This is a genomic window from Lentzea sp. NBRC 105346 (assembly GCF_030269605.1).
In the GTDB taxonomy this organism is placed as follows: domain Bacteria; phylum Actinomycetota; class Actinomycetes; order Mycobacteriales; family Pseudonocardiaceae; genus Lentzea.
The window spans coordinates 175,882-191,351 of sequence record NZ_BSTQ01000021.1; the positions used below are offsets into that span (position 1 = coordinate 175,882).

Here is a 15,470-nt window from a genome sequence, read left to right on the forward strand (position 1 = left end):
GCCTTAACGGCATGCAGCCCGGTAGATGGTGGCGATGTCCGTGGCGGTGGCGGGGAAGCGCCAGTTTGCGCGGACCGGGCCATAGTGGAGGGCTTCCTGGGCGAGGCCGTCGGGATCGTCGATGTGGAGGTTGCGCGGGACGTCCAGGCGGTCGAGCAATGCCGTGAGTCCATCCGCGAACTGTTCAGCGCCAAGACATTCCGCCAGCTCGGCGTCCCGCCGCTCCTGCACGTGCCGGCTCGCCCGCAGCACGGCCGGCGCGACCAGCACGTTGGCGATCCCGTGCACGATCCCGTATCGGGACGTCAGCGGGTAGCCCAGCGCGTGCACAAGCCCCGCGTTGGCCTGCGCCATCGCGAGGTTCGCCTGCAGGCAACCGAGGGCCAGCTCTTCCCGACCCATCACTGGCAACGCCGCCGCGATGCGCCGCACGCCCGGCAACGCCATCGCGTCGCTGAACGGGGTAGCCGCCCGCGCCAGGTACGCCTCGGCGCCGTGCATCAACGCGTCCAGCGCACAGGCCACCGTGGCGTCATCAGGCAACGTCACAGCCAACTCGGGGTCGATAACCACGGCCCGTGGCACGACGCACGCGCCGCTCACGGCGTGTCGCTTCGAACCATCGGTCACGACCGCATGCGACGACACCTCGCCACCGCTGCCCGGAGTGGTCGGCACGACGATGAGCGGCAGGGCCGGCCCGTGCACCTTGTCCAGCCCGTAGATATCCGGCAGCGGCACGTCCATCGCGTGCAACGCCACTGCCGCCTTGGCGACATCGATGACGCTGCCACCGCCGACGGCGACCACGCCGTCCACATCGGCCAACGCCGACGCACACGCCGTGATCTGGTCGGGAGTCGGTTGGTGGGCAACGAAAACCTCGGCATCCAGTCCGAGCCGGTCCACAACGCCGGCGGCGAGCACGCCGTGGTCGGTGACCACGAGTGCTCGCCGCACGTCGCACTCCCGCAGGGAGTCCGTTATCTGGCTGATGGATCCGGCGCCGAACCGCACACTGGGCGGCAGGCGCAGCCTCATCGCACCCTCTCGAATCCACTGATCGCCCAGTCCAGCGCGGTCAGGATGTCGAACACCGGCACCGGCAGGCTCGGCCGCACGTCGTCCAGCACGGCGGGCAGCATCGTGCACTCGCACACGACCGCGCCGAGCGAGGGTTCACGCGCGATCATGTCCTCGACCGCCGAGAGCAGGTCGCGCCGCATCTGCTCACGCAGTGAAGGCGTGACCTCCTTGGTCCGCAGGAACTCGAGCCAAGACTCGTGTTCGCCGACCCCGCCGAGCACGACCGGCACGTCCGCGGAGCTCCAGCCGCTGGCCAGGTAGTTGCGCTCCCCCACCGCCGAGGTGAAGAACGTCAGCACACCGACCGGCCGGTCGCCGACCAACCGCCGGACCGCGGGCACCAGCGTCAACGCCGACGTCACCACGGGCACGTTCACCGCCGCGGAGAGTTCCTTCTGCAGCAACGCGATCAGCCCGCAGTTCGCGGTGATCACGGTGGCGCCCGCCGCCTCGAGCGATCGCGCCGCCTCGACATACAGCGGCAGCATCTCGAACGCTTCCTCGGGGCTGAGCGGCGTGCGAGAGCCCCGGACGACGTGCCGGATGACCGGGTACGGGAAGGTCTCGGCGGACGCCATGCATCCCGGCACGTCGGCCATCTTCCCTTCCAGCATCAGAATCCCTAGGACAGCCACGCCCGCACCTCCCGCTCGATCCCGGCGGCGTCCAGCCCGTGGCGGCGCAGCTGTTCGCCGTAGTCACCGATCTCCTTGACGAACGCGTCCGGCAGCCCGACCATCCGCAACGGCACCGGTGCGTCCTCGGCCAGCACCTCGGCGACCGCACTGCCGAGCCCGCCGATCGTCGAGTGCTCCTCGACCGTGACCACCCGGCCCGTCTCACGGGCACAGCGCACGAGCAGGTCCCGGTCGATCGGCTTGATCGTCGGCATGTCCACGACCCGCGCGTCACCGAGCAGTGAAGCGGCCTTTAGCACCTCGGGCACGATCGTCACGCCACACGTGACGATCGTCAGCGAGCCACCCTCCCGCAGCACGCGGCCGCGACCGATCTCGAACGGCTCGTGCGCGTCGTACACCTGGGGTCCCGGCTCTACGCCGAGACGCAGATACACCGGCGCACCCAGTGCGAACGCGGCCTTCGTCGCGTCGTAGGCCTGCACGGCGTCCGCGGGTGCGATCACGGTCAGGTTCGGCAGCGACCGCGCCACGGACACGTCCTCGATCGCGTGGTGCGTCGGCCCGGAGAACCCGGCCGCGATGCCGGTGAACATGCCCGCGATCACCACCGGCGCCCGGTGGTAGCAGATGTCCAGCCGCACCTGCTCGGCCGCGCGCATCAGCGCGAACGTGCCGAACGTGTTGAGGAACGGGCGTTTCCCGCTCATCGCCAGCCCCGCGGCGGCGCCGACCGCGCTCGCCTCGGCGATGCCGAAGTCGAGGAACCGGTCGGGCATCTCCTCGCGGAACTTCAGCCCCCAGCAGTCGCCGAGGTCCGCCTCGACCGACATGACCCGCGGGTCCTCCAAAGCGAGATCCAGCTGCGCCATCCGGCACGCCTCGAACGCCGTCGTAACAGCCGGGTCGAAACGCAGCCCCTCCCGGAGATCGGCCAGCGCCGTCATCGCACACCTCCCAGTTCGCGCAGCGCCTGCGCCTTCAGGTCCTCGGAGAGGTGCCCGTAGTGCCACGTGTTGGTGTTCTCGGAGAACGACAACCCCTTGCCCTTGACCGTTTTCGCGATCACGCACGTCGGACGCCCCCACGTGAGCGGCACCTCGTGCAGCACGTTGGACAGCTCGCCGATGTCGTGCCCGTCGACCTCGACGGTCGCCCAGCCGAACGCACGCCACTTGTCGGCGAACGGCTCCAGCGCCATGATCTCCTCGGTCGGCCCGTCCTCCTGGATGCCGTTGCGGTCGACGATCACGACGAGGTTGTCGAGCCGGTAGTGCGCGGCGGCCATCGCGGCCTCCCAGATGGAGCCCTCCTGGCACTCGCCGTCACCGACGATCACGAACACCCGGACGTCCGAGTCGGCCATCGCGAGGCCGACCCCGACCGGCAGGCCGTGGCCGAGCGAACCGGTGGCCAGCTCGACACCAGGGATACCGGTGTGCGGGTGGCCTGCGAGCCGGCTGCCGGACTTCTTGTAGGTGTCCAGTTCGGACACCGGGAAGAACCCCGCCTCCGCCAGCGCCGCGTAGTAGGCGGCACTCGAGTGGCCCTTGCTGAAGATCAGCCGGTCCCGTTGCGGATCATCGGGGTTCGCCGGGTCCACGCGCAGCACTCCGTCGAAGTACAGCGTCGTCAGGATCTCCACCGCCGACATCGAGCCGCCGACGTGCGCGCCCGGCGAGTCGGCGGCGAGGTGCACGATGTGCTCGCGCAACGTCCTTGCCTTCGCTGAAAGATCGTTCACCATTGTGGGTTCCTCCCATGAGCCGCCCGCAACAGCGAACGGTTGATCTTCGAGGTGGGGGTCATCGGCAGCCGGTCGACCACGGTCACGTGATGCGGCACCTTGAACGCGGCCAGGCGCGTGCGGCACCACGCCAGCACCGAGTCGGAACACAACCGCCGGCCCGGCAACGGCACCACGAACGCGGAAACGTCCTCATCGGACAGTTCGCCGGGCACCCCGACGACCGCGCTCAGCAGCACGTCCGGGTGTTCGGACAGGGCCTCCTCGACCTCGGCCGGGTCGATGTTCTCGCCACGCCTGCGGATCACGTCGGTACGCCGCCGGGCGAAGTGCACGTGCCCGTCCGCGCTCATCCAGCCCAGATCCCCGGTGCCGAACCAGTCGGTACACGAACGTTGCGGCGCCCGGTGGTAACCCCGCATCACGCCGGGTCCGCGGACCTGGATCTCGCCAACCTCGCCGAGAGCCGCCGCCACCCGCACCTCGGCGGGCGGCAGCGCGGTGCCAAGCGATCCCGGTCGCGGCCTCAACGGATCCGTGCACAACACCGTGTTCGTCTCGGACATCCCGTAGCCCTCGACCACGGTCACGCCGAACCGTTCGGTGAACGCCCGCGCGACGTCGGGCCGGGCGCCGCCGCCGTAGACCATGCGGAGGGGGTGGTCCGGCGGCGGCTGGTTCGGGGTGCGCAGGATGAGCGTGAGCATCTCGCCGAGGTGGCGGAACACCGTCGCACCGAAGTTCTCGACCTGGCCCCAGAAACCCGAGGCGCTGAACTTCGGCGTGATGCCGAGCGAGGCGCCGGCCTGCAAAGCGCTCACGGCGAATGACTGCCCGGCCATGTGGAACAACGGCAGGCACGCGAGCAGCCGGTCGTCCGCGCACAGGCCGACCCGCGAGACGAACGCCGGGGCCGGCGCGGTGTACGACGTGTGGCTGAGCACGCAGCCCTTCGGCTTCCCCGTGGTGCCGGACGTGTAGAGCAGGGTCACCGGATCGTCTGCTGAGACTAGGCCGGACGGCGCCGAAACGCTCCGAGCGGTCAGCACCGGATCATCGAACCGCTCGACGACCAGCACGGCTCCCGAGTGCTCCAGCAACGGCCGCAGCTCGGCTTCGCGCAACGCCGGGTTCAGCGGCACGAACACCGCGCCCAGCCGCGCACACGCCAGCCACAGCGTCAGCAGCTCGGGCGAGTTCGGCAGCACGGCGGCCACCGCCCGTCCCCGGCCGACTCCCCGCTCCCGCAACGCGTGCGCGCATCCGTTGACGCGCAAGGCGAAATCGGCATAGGAGACGTCCGGGTTCAGCAGCAGCCGCCGCGTGCCGTGCCGGTCGACGGCGGCGTCGAAGAGGGCGCCGAGCGTCATGACCGGCTCCGCTCCAGCACGTATGTCGGCGGCGCACCGCGTTCGTGCAGGCGCAGGCCGACCGCCCGGTAGCCGCGCGCGAGGTAGCCGCCGAGCAGCGCCCGGCTCTCGTGCCGCCACGCCATCGCCAGCTCACGGTCCCGTGCGCTGATCGCGTACACGTCCCACGGCACCTTGAGCAGCACGGTCCGGTCGTCGCAGTCCTTTGTGGACCACGCGGGAACCGGCAGTCCACCGCGGTCGAAGCGGATGTCGTTGACCGGTGTGCCGCCACCCTGGTCGCGTTGCCGGGGCACCGGCGGCACGTGCCACGCCACGAGCAGGCGGTCGGTCTCCAGGCCGGCGTTGAGGCCCATGCCGACGCCGTACGCGTTCTCCACGTAGTCGATGCCGACCGCGCCGAGCTTGTTGAGGTTGAACACGACATTGCGGCCCGAGAGCGGGTCGAACGTCCACGTGATCAGCCGGAACCCGTGCCGGGCGGCGAGCCGGGCCTGGTACTGCTTGAGCTGGTAGCCCAGGCCGAGGTTCTGGAACTCCGGCGCGACCGCGGCGAGTACCGAGCACTGCTTGACCTCGCCGTCTGCCGTGATGCCGGGGAACGAGAAGACGAACCCGGCGAGCTCGTCGCCGTGGAACGCGCCGAGCACGAACCCGCCGTTCTCCTGCGCGGTCACCATGTCCAGCAACGGCACGCGGGCGATGTCGCCCTCACCCCAGATCCGGCGTTGCAGCTCCTCGCACGCCAGATACTCGAGGTGGCCGTGGATGCGGCGCAGGAGGATCCGTTCTGTGCCGAGGGCGACCACCTCGCTCTCGACCTGGATCGGTGTGATCGTCATGGCAGCTCCGCGAGTTCCAGGCCCACGACCCGGCCGAGGCGGTCCAGCCCCTCGGTCAGCAGGTCGACGGGGCGGGCGTACGAGATCCGGACGTAGCCGGGCGCGCCGAACACGTCGCCGGGCATGAGCAGCAACCGTTCCCGGTCGAGCAGCTCGTTGCACAGGTCCCACGACGGCCGGTCCACCTGGCAGCACACGTACGGCGTGCCCTGCGGTTCGATGGGCCGCAGCTGGGGGAATCCACCCGCCCAGTCCGCGAACACCCGCCAGCCGTCGGCCAGCCGCTGCCGGTACTCGGCGAGGTAGGTCTCACGGCGGCGCAGCACCGCGAGGCCGAGGTCCTCCAGCAGCGGCGAGTTGCTGATCGTCGTGTAACGCCGGTAGTTCACGCACTTCTCGACGATCTCGGACGGACCGACCAGCCAGCCGAGCCGCAGCCCCGGGAATCCGTACACTTTGGACAACGAGCTGACCGAGACCGAGCCGGGCACGTGGTGCACGACGCTGCGGTCGAAGTCGGTCAGGTACTCCTCGTCGTTGACCACCAGCGTGTCGCGGAACGGCGCCAACTGGTCGTCGGTGAACGTGAGTCCGGTCGGGTTGTGCGGGCTGTTGAGCACGACCATGCGCGTCTTCTCGCTGACTGCCGCGGCCGTCCTGACGCCTCCGTGCACATCGAGATCACCGAGGTCGTACTCGACGGTCTTCGTGGTGGCACCGAAGCGTTTCGGCAGGTCGAGGGTCTGCTGCCAGCCCGGCGTGCGGGCGACGACCTCGTCACCGGGTTCGAGCAGCGCGGCGTAGAGCAGGTACAACGCCTCCTGCGCGCCGTGTGTGATCAGCACGTTCTCCGGGTTCGTCCGGTACAGCTCCGCGACCGCTTCACGGACCTTGTGCGCGCCGCGGTCGATGTCGTAGCCGGCCTTGGTGGTCATCTCGGCGAGCAGCGGCTCGACGCTGTGCGACTCCATGCCGCTGACCGCGAGGTCGACGTCGTACCGGCCGGCGGCCACGTCGAACAGCCACTCCTGCGACCGGTAGGCGGGAACAGTCATCAGCGCAACCTCCTTCTACGACCGCAGGCGCTGCAGCGCGGCGGCGACCTCGTCGTCGGACATCTCCTCGACGGCCCGTTCCAGGTCATCCCCCTGATCGGGTGCGTCGCCGGGGTGTTCCTCGATCACCTTCGCGAGCGTGGCGACCGTGCTGGCCTGGAAGAGCTCCATGACGGTGATCCGCGAACCGAGGTGCTCGTTGATGTCGGCCACCAGCTCGGTGGCGAGGAACGAGTGGCCGCCGAGCCCGAAGAAGTCGTCGTCGCGGTGGATCGCGTCGACCTCGAGCCGCCCGGCCCACAACCGGATGAGCTCGTCCTCCAGCGGCGAGACCTCCTCCGGTCCATGCCTCTGTTCGGGGATGTTCTCCTCGGGCTCCCAGTCCGGCAGTTCCGGTGTCGGCAATTCGGCCAGACTGTGATCGGGGTTCTGCACCGCGGCGGCGAGAATCTCCTGGTACGCCCGGCAGATCTGCTCCGCGCTGCTTCGCTCGATCCAGTCCGCGTTGTACTCGAACCGCGCGCCGAGCCCCTCGATCTTCTCGTCGAGCACCAGCTCGAAGTCGAACCGCACGGTGTCGTTGGACATGCCGTCCACGCGCATCCGGGCGTCGCCGAACCTGCTCTCGCCGCGCATCAGCGGTGTGCCGCCGTAGCTGAAGATGGTCTGCGTGATGGGGTTGGACTGGCCGTCCCGCGCGGGCCGCACGACCTCGACGAGCTTGCCGAACGGCAGGTCCTGGTGCTGCAACGCGTCGAACGTCACCTCGCGGACGCGGTCCACCAGCTCGCCGAACGTGCTCACGTCGAGCTTGGTCCGCAGCACAACGGTGTTCGTCAACGATCCGGCGACCTGCTCGAACTCGGACCGGTCGCGCCCGGCGAGCGGGGTGGCGACCGCGATGTCGTCCCGGCCGCTCAGGCGCATCAGCAGCACCTGGTAGGTCGCGAGCAGCACCATGAACGGCGACGCGCCACGGTCCTTCGCGAGCTGGCCGATCTTCGCATTGACGCTCGGCGGGACCTGGAAGTTGATTGTGCGACCGTTGAGCCCCGGTCGCTTGGGCCGGTCGTAGGACAGGCCGAGCCCGGCATAGCCCTGGACCTGCTCACGCCAGTACGTCAGGAGCTCTTCGATCCGCTCGTCGGTGAGCCACTGCCGTTGCCACGCCGCGAAGTCGCCGAACTGGACCGGGTCGGGGTCGAGCGGCTTGCCGCTGTACGCCGCGGCGAGTTCCCCGACGATCACGCCGATCGAGCCGCCGTCCGCGATGGCGTGCGAGGCGATCCACACCAGCACATGCCGCTTTTCCGAGAGCTTGATCAGCTCTGCGGTCCACAGTGGACCTTCTTCGAGATCGAAGACCGTGCGCGCGAGGTCGAAGATGCGCGATCCGGCGAACACGTCCGGGTCCTCGTAGCCGCTGAGGTCGTTGACCGTCGGCTTCAACGGCTGGTGCGGATGCACGATCTGCCGCAGACCCTCGGGCGTTGCCTTGAGCGTGGTGCGCAGCACGTCATGCCGCCGCACGACCTCGTTGATCGCACCGGTGAGCGCCTCGACGTCGAGCGGTCCGTCCAGTTCGAAGCGGAACGGCACGTTGTAGTTCGGCACACCGGGCGTCAGCCGGCTCAGGAACCACAGCTGCTCCTGTGCGAACGACGCGGGGATCGGCCCACTCGGGTCAACGCGCGGAACCTTGCGTTCTGGGGCCGGCCGGTCCTGACGGGCCTTCGCGACCAGCCGCGCTCGCTGCTCCGGCGTCAACCGGGCGAGCTTCGCAACAGGATCTGACACGGTTCCCACCTCCAGTCGTCGCAGCAGCTTCGCCAGCCACGCCGCACGGCGTGGGATGTCCGCGAGCACCACGCGTTCGTCGATCGCGTGCGCGCCACCGCCGTCGGCGCCGAGCCCGTCGATCGTGGGCACGCCGGCGGCCGCGGTGATGTTCCCGTCGCTCACGCCGCCGACCGCCATCTCGGTCAGATCCCAGTCGGCACAGGCACGAGCGGCCTCCACGAGCTCGGCGACGGCGTCCGTACGTTCCATCGGCACGCGGTGCACGCCGCCCGTGACCCGCACCGACGCGCGGTCGTCGACCGCGGTCAGGGCCCGGATCGCCTCGTCCACGCGCGTGCCCTCGGCCGCGGTCCAGAAGCGGGTCTCGAACTGGGCGCTCGCCTGCGCGGCCACGACGTTGCGGCCGGTGCCGCCGGCGATCGTGCCGACGTTCACCGTCGTGTCGCCGCTGCTCAACGCCGCGAGCGCGGTGACCTGATGGCCGAGCTCGACGGCGGCGTTCACGCCGATCGCGAAGTCGAGCCCGGGATGCGCGGCCCGTCCGGTGACGTCGAGCGTGTACATGCCGATGCCCTTGCGGCGCGTCTTCAGCGAACCGCCGGGACCACACGGCTCCAGCACCATCGCACAACGGCTGCGGGCAGCCTCGCGCATGATGATGTCCTGCGAGCCGGGACTACCCAGCTCCTCGTCCGCGTTCAGCAGCACGGTGACGTCGAGGTCACCGGCCTTCTCCAGCGCCATGACGATCTGGACGAGCCCGGCCTTCATGTCGTATACACCAGGACCGGTCGCGATGCCGTCCTCGACGGTGTACGGACGGTCCTTCAGCGTTCCCTTGGGCCACACCGTGTCCACGTGACCGAGCAGCAGGATCGGCTTACGTTGAGCACCGAACCGCGCGATCAGCACGGGCGTGCCGGTCGATCCGGTACATCGCTCGACCCGCCCACCGGCCTGGGCAAGCAGGTCGCCGAGCACGTCCTGCACGGCGAGACAGCCGAAGTGGTCGGACGACGGCGACTCCAGTTCCACCAGGCGTTGCAACAGGTTCATCGCAACCTCCCCATGATCGCGGAGAACACGTCCGAGACCGCGAGCCCGTGCAGGTCGAGGATCTCGTCGTACTCGTCGCTGCGGGTGCAGAAGATGTCCGGGACGCCGAACCGCAGTACCGGCACCGGCGCGTGTTCCAGCACCACGCCGGCGACCGCGCTGCCGAGGCCGCCCATGACGTTGTGGTCCTCGTAGGTGACGACCAGGCCGGTCTCGCGGGCGGCGGCCACGATCGCGTCGGTGTCGAGTGGCTTGATCGTGTGCATGTTCAGCACGCGGCAGGAGATTCCTTTGGTGGCAAGGCGTTCCGCGACCCGCACCGCGCGTGGCACGATCTCGCAGCCGGTCGCGATGATCGTGACGTCGCCACCCTCGCGCAACGTCACGGCCTTGCCGACCTCGAAGTCGTACTCGCCGGAGTACACCATCGGCGTGTTGCCGCGGCTGGCCCGCAGGTACACCGGGCCTTTGATGTCCGCGGCGGCCTTCGTCGCCAGGTAGGCCTCGTAGGCGTCGGCGGGCGAGAGCACGGTGAAGCCCGGCAACGCGCGCGTCACCGCGATGTCCTCCATGCTGTGGTGCGTCGGGCCGGCGAACCCGCCCGACAGCCCGGTGTAGTAGCCGACGACCTTGACGTTCGCCTTCGGGTACGACAGGTCGACCCGCAGCTGCTCACACGCCCGCATGGTCGCGAAGACCGCGAACGTGTTGACGTACGGGATGCGTCCGGACATCGACAGCCCGGCGGCGACCCCGAACAGGTCCGCCTCGGCGATGCCGATCTGCTTGTACCGCTCGGGAAACTCGGTCCCGAACGGCACCGACGGCAGCGCCAGGTCGTTCTCCAGCGAGTAGACCCGCTCGTCGGACCGCGCCAGCTCGAGCTGCGCCACGCGGCACGTGGTGCGGCTGGACGTGCCGTGCTCGGCGACCCAGGTGTCCAGTGTCATGACGACCTCGCAAGTGCGGTGTGCAGGATTCGCCGGGTGTCCTCGGCGGTGACCGGGACGGGGTTGAGCCCGAGGTGGAAGCCGTCCGCCTGGACCTTCTCCACGAGGGCGGGCACGTCTTTCTCGGTCACGCCGATCCCGGTCAGCGTGGGAATCGGGAGCCCGGCGATCAGCTCCCGCACCGCCTCGATGCCCGCCCGGCCCAGCGACAAGGCGTCGTCGGACCGTGAGGGCACATTGAGCGCACGGGCGACGGCCGCGTACCGGTCCGGCATGTGCGGCAGGTTGTGCTCCATGGCGTCCGCGAGGAACAACGCGACACCTACTCCGTGATGCACGTCGAACAACGCGTTGACGGCGTGCGCGAACGCGTGGTCCGCCGCGCCACCGCCCTTCATCGAGATCCCGGCGGTGAGCGCGCCGGTCATCATCTGGTCCCGCGATCGAAGGTCGCCGCTCTCCACCGCCTCGGGCAGGGACCGCGAGATGAGCGAGATCGCGTGCAACGCCATCGCGTCGGCCAGCGGCTGCGACTCGACGCTCGTGTACGCGCCGATCGCGTGGGCCAGCGCGTCGATGCCGGACGCCGCCGTCGGCCCGGCGGGCAGCGTGAGCGTCAGCTTCGGGTCGCACAACGCCACCTGCGCGGGCACCGCGACGACGTGCATCTTGAACTGCCGCGCACTGTCGGTGATGATCGCGCCCGCGACGACCTCGCTGCCGGTGCCCGCGGTCGTCGGCACTTGGACCAGCGGCGGAGGTGTGCCGGCGACCTCGCGAGCACCGTCCTCATAGGACACGATCGTGCCGCCGTCGGCGACGATCACGGCCGCGGACTTCGCCACGTCCAGCGAGCTGCCGCCGCCGACGCCGATGATCCCGTCGCAGCCGAGGGCCCGGTAGGTGTCGGCGGCTTGGGCGACGTGCTGCTCACTGGGGTTGGTGCGCAGGTCGGAGAAGACCGTGTACGCGATCCCGGCGTCCTTGACGGACTTCAGCACCGGGTCGATCACGCCGGCGTCGAGCACGCCCTGGTCGGTGACGAGGAGCGCGTGCCGCACGCCGAGGTCCCGCAGCGCGTCGCCCGCCTTGGTCGCCACGCCGGGCCCGTAGTGAATATGGGGGACGAGGTGGAAGAAGTTCACCACAACCTGCTTTCCCGCTGCCACGGCTCGACGTAGTCGATCGTCGAGGCGTACTCACGCAGCTCATCGATGTTCGAGAGGACCTTGGTGAACGCGTCGCGGTAGCGCTCGACCGAATCCGGGTCGCGGAACGACGCCATGCACAGGCGTTTGCCGACGACCAGGGAGGAGCGGATCACCTGCAGCGTCGCCGGGTAGTCCTCCTGCCGGTAGCTCCGCGTCGACTTGCCGCACGTCCACGGACACCCGCCGCCATAGCCGATCCGTTGCTGGAACAGGGTCTGCCCCGGCAGCGGCCGCGTCTGGTACTCCCCCACCGGAATGCCCTCGGCCAGCAACGAATCGTGCACGGCCTGGCGGAACACCCCGTCCGGCAGCCCGGCCACCGACCCGTCCAGCAGCACGCGGAAGTGGTGGTAGACGTGCGTGCGGTCGTCGGGCACATACGGCGGCACGACACCGGGCACGTCCGCGAGCGCCTTGGTCAACGCCCGCGCGCCCTCCTGCACCTGCGCGGTGTAGCCGTCGAGCCGCTCGATTTGGGTGCTGGTGAACGCGGCCACGACCCCGCTGAGCCGGTAGTTCCAGCCCATCGTGTGGGCGTTGTAGTCGCGGTGGCCGTCCGCGCCGACCGTCTCGCCGAACATCTTCACCGCGTCCGCCCGGTTGCGGAGGTCAGCCGACGACGTCGTCAGTAGGCCGCCTTCGCCAGCGGTGGCGAGGTTCTTGCCCGCCATGATGCTGAACGCGGCGAGGTCGCCGAGCGACCCGGTGCGCTTTCCGTTGTAGGTGGCGGCGTGCGCCTGTGCGGCGTCCTCGATGACGACGAGATCGTGCTGGCGGGCGAACTGCCTGATCGGGTCCATGTCGGCGGGCAGGCCGTGCAGGTGCACCGCGATGATCGCCTTGGTGCGGTCGGTGAGGTGTTGCGCGAGCTGGGTTGGGTCGATCGTGAACGTGCGCGGGTCGACGTCGACGAACACCGGGACGCCCTGGTGGTGCAGCACGCACGACGCCGACGCGAGGAAGCTCAGCGCGGGCACGAGCACCTCGTCACCCGGTCCGACACCCGCGGCGGCGACCGCGGCATGCAGCGCGGCGGTGCCGCTGTTGACCGCGAGGCAGTGGTCTGCGCCGACGTAGTCCGCCCACTGGCGTTCCAGTGCGGGTACGCGCGTGTCGTTCATCCAGCTGAGCTGTCCACTGAGGAGGGTGTCGGTGACGGCCTGCACATCCGCTGGTTCCACTACCGGCCAACGGGTTTCGTCGACGCCCTGTGGCGCGATTTGGGGGCCACCGAGCACCGCGAGCGTGCTCATGTGATCACCTGCAGCTCGCGCGGAACGCGCTTGTCGGTGAGCACCTCGCAACCGGTCTCGGTGACGACGACGGTCTCGCTGAACCCGACGTGGCCGTTGAGCTCGGGCACGATCAGCGACGGCACGAGGTGGAACACCATGTTCGGCTGCAACACGGTCTCGTCGCCGGGGTGCAGGTTCATGATGTGGCTCTCGTTCCAGCCCGGCGGGTAACACACGCCGATCGAGTAGCCGGTCTCGTGCGTGTGGTCGCCGAACCCGTGCGCGAGGATCGCCTTGCGTGCCGCCGCGTCCACGTCACCGGAGGTCGCACCGGCCTTGATCGTGGCGATCGCCGTCTCCAGCGCGTCGATCACGGCGTCCGCGCGCTTGGTGACGCTGTCCGGTGGCGTGCCGAGGAAAGCGGTGCGCATGTTGGCCGCGCTGTACCGCTTGACGCAGCCGGAGAACTCGAGGAAGACGATGTCGCCGTCGCGCAGCTCGCGGCCTTCCCACGTGCCGTGCGGCAGGCCGGAACGTTCGCCGCTGATCACGTACGGCGGGCTGCCGGGATACTCGCTGCCGTGCCGCAGGGTGGCCGCGTACACGGCGGCGGCCACGTCGTTCTCGGTCTTGCCGGGCCGCGACTCGTGCAGGGCCTCGACCATGCCGGCCATCGCGGCGGTCGCGGCCTGGCGGATGAAGCCGAGCTCGGTGTCGGACTTGACCAGCCGAGCGGACTCGACGAGCCCGCTGCCGTCCACCCACCTGACGTTGGGCACGGACTCGGTGAGCTTCCGGTAGGTGCGGATCGGGAAGAAGTAGCCGCCCTCCTCGATGGAGAGCGTCTTGCCTTCGACGTTCAGGCCGCGCACGGCGTCGACCGTGACCTCGATCGGGTCGTCGGTGACGGTGTAGTCGACGTGCTTGTCCAGCCACGACAGGCGTTCGACGTTGATCCGCTCCTCGCGGTACGTCAGCAACAGGGGCTCGTCGTCGATCGGCACCATCAGCACCTGGTACATGTAGTAGCCCAGGGTGGTGTAGCCGGTCAGGTAGTAGATGTTCTCCGGAACGCTGACCAGGGCGACGTCCACTCCCCGCTCGGCCATTCCCTTGCGCACGGTGTCCAGCCGCCCCCGGTACTCGTCGAGGGTGAACGCCAGGTTCTCGTTGTCGCGCATGCCAGCCTTCCCTTTTAGCTTGTGCTGAACTCGAGAAAGTTGTGCCGCGGCCCGTCACGCCGCACGAACTGCTCGTCCCGCCACTCCCACACCCAGCCGGAGCCGCGGCGTCCGCCGTAGGGCGCGAGCGGCTGCCTTCTGCGGTGCGACAGCCAGGTCTCCTCGACGAACACCTGGCCGTGGCTCTGCGCGAGCCGTTCCGCCACGCCCTCGACGCGCCCGAACGCCGTGGCGGACAGCCCGTACGGCGAGTCCTCCGCTCTTTCGAGTGCCTCGCGGATCGAACCGACCCGCTGGATCGCGATGACCGGACCGAACGTCTCCTCACGCATCACCGACATCCGGTGATCCGCGCCGGCCACCACCACCGGTGGCACGAGTGTGCGAGGCTCTCCGTTGACCGTGATCTGTTTGGTCAACCCGGTGTTGACCACCACCGCACCCTTGGCGACGGCGTCGTTGATCTGCGCCTCCACCCGTTGTGCCACAACGGGATCGAGCGGCCCGATGTCCGTCTCCGCATCTCCGGGGTCACCGGCCTTCCTCGCGCGTGCGAGGTCGATGACGCGTTCGACGAAGTCGTCGTACGCAGCGGATACGACGTAGAACCGCTCGGGCGAGGTGCACGCCTGCCCGGCGTTGAACATGCTCGCCTCGACGGCGTGCTTGGCCGCTTCGTCCACAAGGGATGGGCAGAGCACCAGGAACGGGTCCTTTCCGGGCCCTTCGAAGATGAACTTCGTGCGGTTGGTCCGCGCGAGCTTCTCGTACTCGCGCGCCCACGCGTCGTCGCCGAACACCATGAGCGCGTCGCTCTGCCGCATGGCCTCGTCGATGAACCGGCTGCCGCCCTGGTCGACGAACTCCGCCGCCTCCCCCACCAGCGCGTGCAGGATCTCTGCCCAGGCGCGGCGCTTGCGCGGCAGGCGAACCAGCGTGCGGTTGCCCGCGAGGTGCGAGGCCGCGATCGTCGCGAGGGGGTTGCTGAGGATCGCGTTGCCGGGCAACGCGAGCGCTACCCGGCCCAGCGCCCTGCGGCCGGCGAGCCGCGGGGTGACGTGGGCGAAGCTCTCCAAGCGGCTCGCGGCCAGCGCGAGATCCGCCCGGATGACGCTGCGCGGGAAGGGCAGCAGGCGTGCGGCGGCGTCCTCCAGGTCGGCCGCGCGATCCAGGACCCGTTGACAGATCGTGGAGATGACATCCAAACGGGTAGCCGTGTCCAACGTTGGACTCACGACCACCACCTCCTCCCACAGCTCTCGCCGGAAGGTAGGAGCGCCAAGTTAGCCATGAGTTATG

At 69.4% G+C, this 15,470-nt stretch carries 13 protein-coding genes; all 13 read right to left on the reverse strand.

What is annotated here, in order from left to right; all coding sequences use genetic code 11:
- Positions 1–3: 3 nt before the first annotated feature.
- The 13 genes from QSK35_RS36550 to QSK35_RS36610 are packed head-to-tail and all read right to left on the reverse strand — an operon-like array spanning position 4 to position 15,406.
- Positions 4–1,041 carry an iron-containing alcohol dehydrogenase family protein gene (locus QSK35_RS36550; RefSeq protein WP_285752283.1) on the reverse strand — a complete coding sequence of 346 codons (1,038 nt, stop codon included), beginning with the start codon at positions 1,039–1,041 and terminating at the stop codon, positions 4–6.
- Positions 1,038–1,721 carry an aspartate/glutamate racemase family protein gene (locus tag QSK35_RS36555; RefSeq protein ID WP_285752284.1) on the reverse strand — a complete coding sequence of 228 codons (684 nt, stop codon included), beginning with the start codon at positions 1,719–1,721 and terminating at the stop codon, positions 1,038–1,040. Before QSK35_RS36555 ends, QSK35_RS36550 begins: the two co-directional genes overlap by 4 nt.
- Complete coding sequence (locus QSK35_RS36560; RefSeq protein ID WP_285752285.1) at positions 1,709–2,671, reverse strand: transketolase family protein; 963 nt, start codon at positions 2,669–2,671, stop codon at positions 1,709–1,711. The genes QSK35_RS36555 and QSK35_RS36560 overlap by 13 nt, the downstream gene beginning before the upstream one ends.
- Positions 2,668–3,471 carry a transketolase gene (locus QSK35_RS36565; RefSeq protein WP_285752286.1) on the reverse strand — a complete coding sequence of 268 codons (804 nt, stop codon included), beginning with the start codon at positions 3,469–3,471 and terminating at the stop codon, positions 2,668–2,670. The genes QSK35_RS36560 and QSK35_RS36565 overlap by 4 nt, the downstream gene beginning before the upstream one ends.
- Positions 3,465–4,841 (reverse strand): class I adenylate-forming enzyme family protein, encoded by a 1,377-nt coding sequence (locus tag QSK35_RS36570; protein ID WP_285752287.1) that lies wholly within the window; start codon positions 4,839–4,841, stop codon positions 3,465–3,467. The genes QSK35_RS36565 and QSK35_RS36570 overlap by 7 nt, the downstream gene beginning before the upstream one ends.
- Positions 4,838–5,683, reverse strand: coding sequence for a GNAT family N-acetyltransferase (locus tag QSK35_RS36575; RefSeq protein WP_285752288.1), 846 nt, complete (start codon positions 5,681–5,683; stop codon positions 4,838–4,840). Before QSK35_RS36575 ends, QSK35_RS36570 begins: the two co-directional genes overlap by 4 nt.
- Entirely contained in the window at positions 5,680–6,738 is a 1,059-nt protein-coding gene (locus QSK35_RS36580; RefSeq protein ID WP_285752289.1) for an aminotransferase class I/II-fold pyridoxal phosphate-dependent enzyme, read from the reverse strand. The genes QSK35_RS36575 and QSK35_RS36580 overlap by 4 nt, the downstream gene beginning before the upstream one ends.
- 15 nt (positions 6,739–6,753) lie before the next feature.
- On the reverse strand, positions 6,754–9,594 hold the full coding sequence (locus tag QSK35_RS36585) for a M20/M25/M40 family metallo-hydrolase (protein ID WP_285752290.1): 2,841 nt from the start codon (positions 9,592–9,594) through the stop codon (positions 6,754–6,756).
- The gene (locus tag QSK35_RS36590; RefSeq protein WP_285752291.1) at positions 9,591–10,544 is read right to left on the reverse strand and encodes a transketolase family protein; all 954 of its coding nucleotides are present in this window, start codon (positions 10,542–10,544) and stop codon (positions 9,591–9,593) included. The genes QSK35_RS36585 and QSK35_RS36590 overlap by 4 nt, the downstream gene beginning before the upstream one ends.
- On the reverse strand, positions 10,541–11,713 hold the full coding sequence (locus QSK35_RS36595; protein ID WP_285752292.1) for an iron-containing alcohol dehydrogenase: 1,173 nt from the start codon (positions 11,711–11,713) through the stop codon (positions 10,541–10,543). The genes QSK35_RS36590 and QSK35_RS36595 overlap by 4 nt, the downstream gene beginning before the upstream one ends.
- Positions 11,686–13,008 carry a DegT/DnrJ/EryC1/StrS family aminotransferase gene (locus QSK35_RS36600; RefSeq protein WP_285752293.1) on the reverse strand — a complete coding sequence of 441 codons (1,323 nt, stop codon included), beginning with the start codon at positions 13,006–13,008 and terminating at the stop codon, positions 11,686–11,688. Before QSK35_RS36600 ends, QSK35_RS36595 begins: the two co-directional genes overlap by 28 nt.
- The gene (locus QSK35_RS36605) at positions 13,005–14,171 is read right to left on the reverse strand and encodes a M24 family metallopeptidase (RefSeq protein WP_285752294.1); all 1,167 of its coding nucleotides are present in this window, start codon (positions 14,169–14,171) and stop codon (positions 13,005–13,007) included. Before QSK35_RS36605 ends, QSK35_RS36600 begins: the two co-directional genes overlap by 4 nt.
- A gap of 14 nt (positions 14,172–14,185) precedes the next feature.
- Positions 14,186–15,406, reverse strand: a complete 1,221-nt coding sequence (locus QSK35_RS36610; protein WP_285752295.1) for an aldehyde dehydrogenase family protein — start codon at positions 15,404–15,406, stop codon at positions 14,186–14,188.
- Between the last annotated feature and the right edge of the window lie 64 nt (positions 15,407–15,470).

Coding starts and splice junctions, on each gene's coding strand:
- QSK35_RS36550 (WP_285752283.1), bottom strand. CDS start 1,041: ATGAGGCTGCGCCTGCCGCCCAGTGTGCGGTTCGGCGCCGGATCCATC.
- QSK35_RS36560 (WP_285752285.1), bottom strand. CDS start 2,671: ATGACGGCGCTGGCCGATCTCCGGGAGGGGCTGCGTTTCGACCCGGCT.
- QSK35_RS36565 (WP_285752286.1), bottom strand. CDS start 3,471: ATGGTGAACGATCTTTCAGCGAAGGCAAGGACGTTGCGCGAGCACATC.
- QSK35_RS36570 (WP_285752287.1), bottom strand. CDS start 4,841: ATGACGCTCGGCGCCCTCTTCGACGCCGCCGTCGACCGGCACGGCACG.
- QSK35_RS36575 (WP_285752288.1), bottom strand. CDS start 5,683: ATGACGATCACACCGATCCAGGTCGAGAGCGAGGTGGTCGCCCTCGGC.
- QSK35_RS36580 (WP_285752289.1), bottom strand. CDS start 6,738: ATGACTGTTCCCGCCTACCGGTCGCAGGAGTGGCTGTTCGACGTGGCC.
- QSK35_RS36585 (WP_285752290.1), bottom strand. CDS start 9,594: ATGAACCTGTTGCAACGCCTGGTGGAACTGGAGTCGCCGTCGTCCGAC.
- QSK35_RS36590 (WP_285752291.1), bottom strand. CDS start 10,544: ATGACACTGGACACCTGGGTCGCCGAGCACGGCACGTCCAGCCGCACC.
- QSK35_RS36600 (WP_285752293.1), bottom strand. CDS start 13,008: ATGAGCACGCTCGCGGTGCTCGGTGGCCCCCAAATCGCGCCACAGGGC.
- QSK35_RS36605 (WP_285752294.1), bottom strand. CDS start 14,171: ATGCGCGACAACGAGAACCTGGCGTTCACCCTCGACGAGTACCGGGGG.